The sequence below is a fragment of the Paenibacillus phytorum genome, from assembly GCF_013141715.1.
Classification (GTDB): Bacteria; Bacillota; Bacilli; order Paenibacillales; family NBRC-103111; genus Paenibacillus_E; species Paenibacillus_E phytorum.
Map to the genome: position 1 here is coordinate 64,890 of NZ_WHOA01000147.1, position 10,573 is coordinate 75,462.

The window sequence follows — 10,573 nt, forward strand, 5'->3', positions numbered from 1 at the left end:
TTATTTTGACCTTGATAGTTGATGGCATTCACGGAACGCAAAATGCTTACATCCAAGACATTGAGAGTGGTTAAGTTTTGCTAATGCAAAGCTAACCGCGTCACCTGTTTTTTCGAAAAAGTGTTCCTGCCCAATGATATCGTCTAATCTTGTTTTCTTCAGCATTTGGCGTGGTTGGTTTTGTAGTTCGGAAATGATTACGGTGCCACCGTGCTTGTTAAAGTGTTTGACGATACTTGATAAATTGGATTCCCCGGTTGTATCCATATAGGGAACATTGCCCATTTTCAATATTAACACTTTGGGTTTGTAATGGATTTCGTCCATAATGGACTTCTCAAACATCGTTGCAACCCCAAAGAACAAAGCTCCTTCGACGGTGTAGATACTGATTTGAGGGCAATAATGCTGCTCATTAACCATATGTGCTGCTACTTTTTCATTCTTATCGGAAGGGTCGGGCAAGACCTTTGCAGTAATTAGAAGTTCGCTCATATGTTTCACAAAAATGATACCTGACAAGACTAATCCAACCTCAACAGCGGTTGTTAGATCTGTAAAAACAGTAAGAAGAAAGGTAATAAGTAGAACGAATGACTCCGCAGTTTTGGTTTTTAAAACATGCGCGAACTCCCTGCGTTCGCTCATATTCCAAGCAACCACCATTAAAATGGGTGCCATACTCGCTAGCGGAATGTTCGAAGCATAAGGAGAAAATAAGATCAAAACCAACAAGACGACAATACCGTGAATGACCCCAGAGAAGGGAGACTCCGCTCCGCTTTTAATATTTGTTGCGGTTCGTGCAATAGCCCCTGTTGCAGGAATACCCCCGAACAATGGCGTTATCATATTAGCGATACCTTGACCAATCAATTCACGATTGCTGTTATGTCTGCTTCCTGACATTCCGTCAGCAACTACGGCTGAAAGTAAGGATTCAATGCCACCTAACATGGCTATTACAAAAGCGGGTTTTATTAAAGATTGAATGAGTTCAATGGAGAGTGCAGGAAAGTGTATGTTAGGCAAGCTGCTGGGAATTGCACCGTAGGTTGAACCGATGGTTGCAACTTTGTCAGGATAGAATAGGGATGCTATAACAGTAGAAATCAAAATTCCCACTAATGAGCCAGGAATTTGAGGTAACAGCTTTGGTGTCAGAAGGATAAGTACCAGACAAATCACAGCAGTTAAGACACTGTACATATTGATTGTTGAAATGTGAATGCCTAATTCCTTCATATTGGCAAGAAAATCTTGATGTTTCTCAAGATTATGCAATCCAAGGAAATTGGCAATTTGTCCTGTGAAGATGGTAACAGCAATTCCTGTGGTAAAACCTATGGTGACAGGACGTGGAATAAATTTAATTACACCGCCTAATTTAAAAATCCCCATGAATAGCAGAATGACGCCTGCCATAAAACCTGCGATAAGCAAATTTTCGTACCCATATTGCATCACAATCGCAAATAGAATGGGGATAAATGCTCCGGTCGGACCGCCAATTTGAAACTTTGAACCACCCAATAACGAGATTAGTATGCCGGCTACAAACGTCGTATATAACCCGTATTCAGGTTTTACGCCTGAAGCAATTGCAAACGCCATTCCTAATGGAATGGCGACAATACCTACGATTAGACCAGAAATCAAGTCTTTTTGAAATTTTTTTCCATTATAGCCTTGGAATCTGCCACTAAAAGAGAATTTCATATCGAATCCCACCGACCTAAATATCTGATTATTTGAATATACATAAAATCATATATCTAAAATTATCTGGTGTCAATTTGATATTTTCTAGATCAACAAGCGAAACAAAAAAAGAAGCAAATCGATACGAACAACCCGATTCACTCCTTTTTTGTGACTTACTGATTTTTTATATTTTCTAACATTGAAATAGCATTCACAAGATGATTGTCAAAAATCTGCTTAGTAACCGTTAGCAGGTCTTTAATTAATGGGTCTGTTAGAGAGTATACAACAGAGGTTCCGTCTTTAATCCCACGGACTACGTTTTTATTTCTTAATACAGCTAACTGTTGTGAAACGGCAGAACCTTCACTGCCCAATATCGTTTGTATCTCATTAACGTTTTTGTCGCCTTCGACTAAAACTTCAAGGATTCTTATCCGCAGTGGGTGTGCTAACGCCTTGAAAAAATCCGCTTTAAAATGCTGTATTTCTTGATACATAGCGTTCTCCCCTACTATAAATATTCGAACATTTGAATATATAGAATATCATATCACAAGCTGGAAAGCATGGAAGCAAGTTTCAAAATCTTTTGCGTTTTTAAATACTTTTCAGTTATAGTATAAGTTATAAATATTCAAAAAATCAAATATATCGTTATTTGAAACTATGATATAAGGGTTGAGACTGAATGCTCATTGGTGACGAATTGTATATAGCTACAAGAAGGTATCTAATCGACTATGGCATGCGACATTTAAATGGATTAGGAGCAGACCATATTTGTAAAGTGTGCATTCAAAATGGCGGTTCTTGTTGTCGCAGTTGTAATCACTTAGTAGACCGTGTGGGCTGTCAGAATAGAAATACAAGCTGCACCGCTTGGTTATGCGGATACTTAAAATTATTATTTTACAAAGCAGGATTGATTAAAAATTGGCATACATTTTGGGATGAAGTTCCTGGTATTGATTTTAGACAGGATTTTACCCCTCCGTTGGTGAAAATGACGACACATCTTGAAGTTCCTATGATGAGAGAACTGGGCGAAGCGCTAGCGAATGATCTTAAACTTAAGTTGAGTAGAGATAAGGATAATATCGATTTCATTGTATTGGCTAGTGATTTGGATGAGCTTATTGATGAGATTGAATTTGCTGGGAATTCAGATATCTCCACTCCATTAATAAAGAGGCTCAATTATTTAATCAAAGACTTTCATGAGTTTCAGCAAGCCATAAAAAACATTGAATTACACAAATGGGGAGAGAAAACGACTCAAGTGTAAGAGGAGGGATTCTGATTACTACTTCTAGACAGATGGTTATTGAGCAAGGTCTTGATTACTTAAGAGATGTTGGATCAGACCAACTATGTAACATTTGTATAGCTAATGGAGGATCATGCTGTAAAGGCTGCAGAAACTTATCCTTTAAAAGTGGTTGTAGAGTTCGCAACACGAGTTGTACGGCATGGTTATGTGGATTTCTCAGGTACTTTCTTTATGAAGTAGATCTTCTTGAAGAATGGTATTCATTTTGGAAACAAGTGCCTGGGCGGGATTATCGGGAAGACTATACGCCAGATTATTTTGAATTTCAAAAAACTTTAGTAAAACGAGACCTTCGTTTTCTTAGCTACGAACTTGCAGAGGATTTAAAAATATTATCTGAAAATTATCCTGAACAAGGTTATATGTTTGTTTTAAGAGAAAGAATCGATAGTAACTTGGATCTTCTGTTTGACGGGGAAAGTCCAGATAAAAGGGCTATTATTAAAAGTAATTTAGGAGCATTATCGAGCGAGTTTTACCGATTTCACAAAGCTCTTGAAACTTATCGTCAGCAGTTGGAAAAGGGGATCGAAGAATATACATCAAGTAAGTGGGAGTGATTCATATGTTCGAGAAAGCGCAATCCGGAATTATACGTATATCTGACGATGTTATTTCTACAATAGCTGGGCTCGCCGCCCTAGATACACCTGGGATTGCTTCTATGTCAGGCGGCATCTCCGAAGGCCTTACTAAGCGCATGAGCGGAAAAAATGCGAAAAAAGGCGTGTTTGTCGAGGTTATGGAGTCGGAAGCCGCGATCGATCTACGTGTCATCGTCAATTACGGCACTATGATTCAGGACGTATGCCGGGATCTTCAAGAAAACGTTAGGGAAGCTGTGGAAAACATGACGGGACTTCGAGTTGCGGAAGTAAACGTAAAGGTAGAGAGTCTAGCAGTTAAGAAAGAATTGGACCTGTTATATAAAGAAAAATGAGCAGTTCGCAGTCTGCTCATTTTTCGATCATCTTATCGGCGTTTGCGTTTGGTTAAGGAGGTTTTGGAAGCTCCTTTTCTTCTAGGGCCTGAGCTTGATTTCTTCCGGCGTTTGCGTTTGGGTCTAATTATATCTTCCAAATCAGCCGATGAATTCATTTTTCCTTTGCCAATCGAACTCAAAATGGTTTTCACCATAGGAGCCATTTGTTGAAAGGTGCTCATGAACTTCTGGACCTTGCCCATTGTGCCGAGGATGCCGTCAATACCACCCATACGTTCAACGAAGCCGGAGATTTGCTTCAAATTCAAGCCGCTCAGTGGGTTAGACGAGGCACCACCTGCAGCTCCACCACCGCCACCTCCTAAGAGGTTGCTAAGGAAACCGCCACCGCCGCCACCACCTGCGCCGCTAGGATTTCCACCACCACCACCAAAAAATCCGCCACCAGCATTACCGCCTCCTTCGAAAGGAGTAGGAAATCCTCCTCCGCCTTGTGAAAACAGATTACTGCCACCGCCTAAGCCCGGATATTGCCCGAAGCCGCCATCACCAATTTGCGGAGGTAAAGTTAAGCTTCTTGTATACACCTCAGGACGATTACCGCCATTTCCAATGATTTGTCTTTGGTTGCTCACTAGGATTCACGATCCTTTTTTATCAGATTTGTCTCCTACAGGATATGTCACTTGCCTACCGTTGGTATGGACGAATGTCACGGGTCTAGTTAAATGTCACAATTCACCTCATTAACGCATAGAAATTTTAACGTTTCGCAATCCTAAAGGAAGGATTTATTCGTAACGTGTCGAATGATACACAGGAGCTTAAACAGATCTTATAAGCTAACATGCTTTTCTACCGGGAGTTGACAACCTATGCAATTAAAAAAATTAAATGATAAAGCAATAGACCAGCTTTTTGAAGCCGTGCTGACGCTCAAAGATATTGAAGAGTGCTATGTCTTTTTTGACGACTTATGCACCGTGAACGAGATTCAATCGCTTTCCCAACGCCTTGAGGTTGCTCGCATGCTGCGCAAGGGCTGTACCTATAACCAGATCGAAGCCGAGACGGGCGCATCAACAGCAACCATTTCTCGTGTCAAAAGATGCCTGAACTACGGAAACGACGGCTATGTGCTGACGCTGGATCGTTTAGGTCGTTAATGAAGTCGCTTGTTCGAAAAAGAATTCAAGATCCTGCGTTACTTGCGTAATGCGGGATTTTTCCTGTTTATTTGCAGGTCAATTGACATGTGTGAACACATTCGTTAGCATAGGATTTATAGGCATGGTTAGAACGGGTGGGGAAAACAAAATGAGTGAGTATGGTGTACTAGTCATAAGCCATGGCTCTCGTGATGAGGGCTGGGTTCAGCTGGTCGATGATGCGGTGTCTGCCGTCAAGATGCCGATGAATGTTCCGATCTACGCTTCTTATTTAGAGTTGGTGGAGGGCCGATTAATTCAAGATGGTATTTACAGTTTAGAGGCGCAAGGCGTGACGGATATTATCGTCGTTCCACTGTTCGTGTCCTCTGGGAGTACACATATTGATGAAATCAGCTACGCCCTAGGTGTGATTGAACAGCCACTGCTCGAGACAGATATGGAACCTTTTGATATCAAGGCGCGCATTCATTTCACATCACCAATTGATGACGACCCCGTTATTGCTGAGATTATTTATGCGAAAATCAAAGAGCTTTCCGAATCGCCAGGTCAGGAAATCGTCTTGCTCATCGGTCACGGAAGTAAAGAGAAGGGCTTCCATCTCAAGTGGCGCCAAGGCTTAGAGCTGCTCGCAGAGCGGTTAAAAGTGTTAGGCGGCTATGACGAGGCGGATGTCGCTATGCTTTTGCCAGATCAAGTGAAACAGAAGATGACAGGGTGGGCTCAGAAGAAGCCTGACCATGCCGTCGTCGTTGCGCCACTTTTTCTAAGTGAAGGCTATTTCACGACGCAAGTCATCCCTTCCCGCATGGAAGGGTTCGAATATCGGTACAATGGACGGGCGCTGCTGCCTAGTCCGCTAATTTCCAAATGGATCGAGAAGCAGATTGCTTCAGAAATCGCAGAAGGCGAAACAGGTGATTGAGACGATGGTGGTCAAAAGAGCAAGACTGATCTATAATCCGACTTCTGGCCGGGAAGAAATGAAAAAGCGTTTGCCAGAAATACTTCAGCGCCTGGAGCGCGGTGGTTTCGAAACATCCACTCACGCTACCATCGGTGAAGGCGACGCAACACTCGCAGCGGCACACGCCGTTAGCCGAGGCTTTGATCTAATTATTGCCGCAGGTGGAGACGGCACCCTCTGCGAAGTCGTCAACGGCATGGCCGAGAGGGAGGGCAGGCCCCCGCTTGGCATTTTGCCGCTGGGAACGACCAACGATTTTGCCAGGGCGCTAGGCATTCCTAAGAATTTGGAGTACGCCTGCGACCTGATCGTTCAGCAGTACACAACCGACATCGATGTAGGCAAAATCAACAACCGTTACTTCATTAATATCGCTGGCGGCGGCTCGATGACCGAGCTGACGTACGAAGTCCCAAGCAAGCTCAAGACCATGATCGGCCAGTTGGCCTATTATATGAAGGGACTGGAGAAGTTGCCTAGGCTAAAGCCGATTGAGCTGTACGTCAAGGCAGGCGAAGTGGAATTTCATGAGGAAGTCATGATGTTCCTCGTAGGCAACTCTAACTCCGTCGGCGGCTTCGAGAAGCTGGCTCCGGAAGCGAGTATGAATGATGGCTTGTTCGATGTGCTGATTCTGCGCAAGTGTAATCTTGCTGAGTTTATAAGAGTAGTTACGCTCGCACTGCGCGGCGAACATTTGAGCGATCCGAATCTGATTTATTTTCAAACGAATCACATCGAGATTAATTCGCCGGACTACGTCCAGTTGAATCTGGATGGGGAGTTCGGGGGCACACTGCCTTGTGTGATGACGAATTTGAAGAGTCATTTGCAGATTATTGTGGATGAGTCGGGGCAGTCGATTTATAAGAAGACGTTTTTAGAAACGTTGACCACGCCTTTTCATTTGAGAGGGAATGGGCATGGTCATGGGGATGAGGAGCAGGAGAAGCTAGAATAGGGAAGAAGTTACCCCCTGCGTGCTGCGCCCGGCTCAGATAGATTAAGAAACAGGGATTGAGTAAAGTGAGGGTATTATGAGAGCAAAAGGTAGTTCTGGCTCAGTGTCAGGTAAACATAGAGGAACTGGGGATTTTGGAAAGACAGCGAAGACAGGAAATTCCGGAAGGACTGGAAGGACAGGGAATTCTGGCAAGATAGGGAATTCCGTCGCGAAGTCGGCTCCGGCTTGGATGGCTGATCTGCCAGTGCAGATTGGGCAGCAATATGAGGCTGAGATCATTGGGATCAGCCATGATGGCGAAGGGGTAGGCCGTGTCAACGGCTTTACCCTTTTTGTCGCTGGTGCGCTGCCTGGTGAGCGTGCGCTTGTTCGGGTCGAGCATTTGAAGAAGCAGTATGGTTATGCTGCGCTTGTGGAAGTGCTGGAAGTGAGTCCGGATCGGATTGTTCCGGATTGTGGGATATATGAGGAATGTGGCGGCTGTCAGCTGCAGCATTTGAGCTATGATGCGCAGCTTCGTGTAAAGCGCCAGCAGGTTGTGGATAATTTGCAGCGGATTGGGAAGCTGCAGGTTGTGGGGGAGCCAACAATAGGTCATCCTGATGCTGGTGCTTCAGATGAAGGGATTGTTGTTCATCCTACGCTCGGGATGGCCGATCCGTGGCGGTATCGGAACAAGGCGCAGGTTCCTTTTGGTGAAGAGCAGGGCGGCCTCATCGGCGGATTTTATGCGCAGGGAAGCCATCGCATCATCAATATGGATGAATGTTTGATCCAACATGAGTCGAACGACGAAGTCGTTGCTCGTGTGAAAGAGATCGGCGCGCGTCTCGGAATTCGCGCTTATAATGAAGAGCGTAATGACGGACTGCTGCGCCACGTCGTAGTCAAAGTCGGCTTCCGTACGGGAGAGATCATGGTCGTCTTAGTTACGAATGGCACCGAGATTCCTCGTGTTGCCGAGTGGGTTGCTGGCATTCGGGCTGCGCTGCCCGGCGTGAAGAGCATTTGCCATAACATTAATGTGAAACAGACAAATGTTATTTTTGGGGATGAGACTCGCGTCCTGTGGGGCAGCGAGGTCATCTATGACTATATCGGCGATGTGAAATTTGCAATTTCCGCGCGATCTTTCTATCAAGTGAACCCGGTGCAGACGGAAGTCTTGTACGGGAAGGCACTGGAGTACGCCGCGCTGACTGGCGGCGAGACGGTTGTCGATGCCTATTGCGGCATCGGAACGATCTCCCTGTTCCTCGCCCAGAAGGCGGGACAGGTGTACGGGGTTGAGATCGTCGAGGAGGCGATCGCGGATGCACGGAAGAATGCCGAATTAAACGGCATGACGAACGTGCACTTCGAGGCAGGCCCAGCGGAAGTGGTCCTCCCCGAGTGGACACGTCAGGGCGTTCGGCCCGACGTGATTGTGGTGGACCCGCCGCGCAAGGGCTGCGACCCGGCGCTGCTGGCGACGATCCTCGAGCTGCAGCCGCGGCGCGTCGTCTATGTGTCGTGCAGCGCATCGACACTCGCGCGCGACTTGCGCGTGCTCGTCGATGGCGGTTACGGCGTCGCGGAGGTGACGCCGGTGGATATGTTTCCGCATACGATTCATGTGGAGTGCTGTTCACTGTTGGTGAGGAAAAATTAAAGCAAGATGCATCGGTGTCTAGACCCTTCCAAAATGTATGGAAGGGTCATTTCTTAATCATTTTGTTTCCTGATAGAAGCGAAATGACTCTCAGGAGATACGTTTATCAGACACGACTTTTGCTTTTGCATCCATCGATGCAGGATGGTATCCTGATTTTAATTCAGCGGGAAGCTTTAGGCTTGTCATGATTAATCATACAGAGGAGGCTTTATGGAATTAAAATTGTTCAATTTTATAGAGAATGTTACAGAGTATCTGGAGGATTCCAGAAATGAGTTGAATGCAGCAAGCAGAGATATACGGTTATATTTTGAAAAAGTATTAGAAGATTATAATGAAGGGTCTTTGAACGTTAATTCCAGAGTCAAATCTACATCAAGTCTAAAAGAAAAAATCCTTCGAAATGGCTACTATAAAAAATACACATCTCCACAGCAACTGATTTCGAATCTGTCAGATTTAATCGGGATACGAATTGAATGCAGATTTATTGAAGATGAAAAAGAAATATGTGAGCTACTAAAAAAACATTTTCATGAACAAGATGAAGATGGGTATTTTTACAATTCCACGAATAAAAACATAAAATTAAAGTTGGCAGGAGAACAACCTCAACGGCAAAAAAATGGCTTTGAAGTATTCAGGATAGACGGGTGTTGCCAATATGAGGGTAAAAAGATCAACTTTGAATTGCAAATTAAATCTCTCGTGGATATATTCTGGGGAGAGATTGAGCACAAGGTTATCTACAAAAATAATAATTATACCTTGGGAGACGAATTTATAAAAAACATAATGACGTCGATTAAGAAAAATCTCTTGATGATTGATAGTCAACTACAGGCAGTAGATAATCAAATCAATAAACTAAATTCGATTAATCCCGCCAATCGGAAACGGCAGATCCAGAAGCTGCTGTCAAAGATTATTTATGATATTTATTCATTAAAAATGGAAAATAACATTGGTCTTATCGTGGATTTTAAAGAATCCAGTGATACGATCATGAAATATATTTTCCGATCTAATAATGCGGAAGAACTAGGAGACTACAGTGGAACATTAGTTAAAACATTGAATAGGTTGAATGATGTCAGTCGGAATCATGTTAGCTTTACTAGTGAAATAACATTTGAGAAGGATATATATTTTCAAGATGAATTTAGCAATATGATCAGCAGCACAATTTTAAAGTCCATCAATTGTGATTTTAATTGGAACTTATTCTTTCGAGTTTTATTTGAAATAGAACTAGGCAATAATGCGGAGGACTTTGAGAATTTTGTTGGATTTTTCAAGAATTTGTTGGAAGAGAATATCAACTTTGTGAAATTGCGTTCAAAATTTAATAGTGAAGAAGCAGGTTACATTGCGAACTTGCTTATGAAGGAAGTAGCGTACTGTTTTACGCAAATTGATTCCATTACATTGATATATGACCGTAGCATTGAAGTAATCAAGCATGTTGTAAACAACACTATTGATTTGATCATTAGAAACATCGATTCATACCAGCAATGGGAGAAGGAACATGAAGTTTACCTGGAAATGACCGGTTCAAAATTATTATCAAAGCTCACGTAATGGGCATATCGTGAGACGTAGAAAGTGCAGATGATATGGTAGAGTTTCCTCATTTCGCTTACATGTTTGGAATACGGAGCGGTTCGTCTGGGTTTATATTGTCTTGAAGAAGCTCATGAACAATATGAAATCCCAGATGCTCGGTATACCATTGAACATTTGAAGCGTTTCATACCGAGGACAAGGGCCGCTTGGTAGATTTACGCTGATAGCCAAGGAATAACGGGCTTTTCAGACCACAAGAAGTTAAAG

At 43.4% G+C, this 10,573-nt stretch carries 11 protein-coding genes; 8 read left to right on the forward strand and 3 right to left on the reverse strand.

Annotation, left to right across the window (positions count from 1 at the left end; translation table 11 throughout):
* Nucleotides 1-1,719, reverse strand: a complete 1,719-nt coding sequence (locus GC098_RS22010; RefSeq protein ID WP_171645367.1) for a SulP family inorganic anion transporter — start codon at nucleotides 1,717-1,719, stop codon at nucleotides 1-3.
* A gap of 158 nt (nucleotides 1,720-1,877) precedes the next feature.
* Entirely contained in the window at nucleotides 1,878-2,204 is a 327-nt protein-coding gene (locus GC098_RS22015) for an ArsR/SmtB family transcription factor (RefSeq protein WP_056829088.1), read from the reverse strand.
* Between the two features lie 191 nt (nucleotides 2,205-2,395).
* On the opposite strand from GC098_RS22015, the gene GC098_RS22020 reads away from it, so the two are divergent.
* The 3 genes from GC098_RS22020 to GC098_RS22030 are packed head-to-tail and all read left to right on the forward strand — an operon-like array spanning nucleotide 2,396 to nucleotide 3,977.
* Complete coding sequence (locus tag GC098_RS22020) at nucleotides 2,396-2,992, forward strand: hypothetical protein (RefSeq protein ID WP_171645368.1); 597 nt, start codon at nucleotides 2,396-2,398, stop codon at nucleotides 2,990-2,992.
* Nucleotides 2,993-3,024: 32 nt separating this feature from the next.
* Nucleotides 3,025-3,597, forward strand: a complete 573-nt coding sequence (locus GC098_RS22025; protein ID WP_171645369.1) for a hypothetical protein — start codon at nucleotides 3,025-3,027, stop codon at nucleotides 3,595-3,597.
* A 5-nt stretch (nucleotides 3,598-3,602) separates the two neighbouring features.
* A complete protein-coding gene (locus GC098_RS22030; RefSeq protein ID WP_171645370.1) occupies nucleotides 3,603-3,977 on the forward strand; it encodes an Asp23/Gls24 family envelope stress response protein in 375 nt (124 codons plus the stop codon).
* A 32-nt stretch (nucleotides 3,978-4,009) separates the two neighbouring features.
* On the opposite strand, the gene GC098_RS39595 is transcribed toward GC098_RS22030, so the two are convergent.
* Complete coding sequence (locus GC098_RS39595) at nucleotides 4,010-4,615, reverse strand: aminotransferase (protein ID WP_216625376.1); 606 nt, start codon at nucleotides 4,613-4,615, stop codon at nucleotides 4,010-4,012.
* A gap of 240 nt (nucleotides 4,616-4,855) precedes the next feature.
* Between GC098_RS39595 and GC098_RS22040 the strand changes: the two genes are divergently transcribed.
* The 5 genes from GC098_RS22040 (at nucleotide 4,856) to GC098_RS22060 (ending at nucleotide 10,321) form a co-directional block, all read left to right on the forward strand.
* Complete coding sequence (locus tag GC098_RS22040; protein ID WP_029198698.1) at nucleotides 4,856-5,146, forward strand: YerC/YecD family TrpR-related protein; 291 nt, start codon at nucleotides 4,856-4,858, stop codon at nucleotides 5,144-5,146.
* 151 nt (nucleotides 5,147-5,297) lie between these two features.
* Nucleotides 5,298-6,077 carry a sirohydrochlorin chelatase gene (locus GC098_RS22045; RefSeq protein ID WP_171645435.1) on the forward strand — a complete coding sequence of 260 codons (780 nt, stop codon included), beginning with the start codon at nucleotides 5,298-5,300 and terminating at the stop codon, nucleotides 6,075-6,077.
* 7 nt (nucleotides 6,078-6,084) lie between these two features.
* Complete coding sequence (locus GC098_RS22050) at nucleotides 6,085-7,080, forward strand: diacylglycerol kinase (RefSeq protein ID WP_376773926.1); 996 nt, start codon at nucleotides 6,085-6,087, stop codon at nucleotides 7,078-7,080.
* A gap of 232 nt (nucleotides 7,081-7,312) precedes the next feature.
* Complete coding sequence (rlmD, locus tag GC098_RS22055) at nucleotides 7,313-8,734, forward strand: 23S rRNA (uracil(1939)-C(5))-methyltransferase RlmD (protein ID WP_246358812.1); 1,422 nt, start codon at nucleotides 7,313-7,315, stop codon at nucleotides 8,732-8,734.
* A 213-nt stretch (nucleotides 8,735-8,947) separates the two neighbouring features.
* Nucleotides 8,948-10,321, forward strand: coding sequence for a GTP pyrophosphokinase (locus tag GC098_RS22060; protein WP_171645372.1), 1,374 nt, complete (start codon nucleotides 8,948-8,950; stop codon nucleotides 10,319-10,321).
* Nucleotides 10,322-10,573 lie beyond the last annotated feature (252 nt).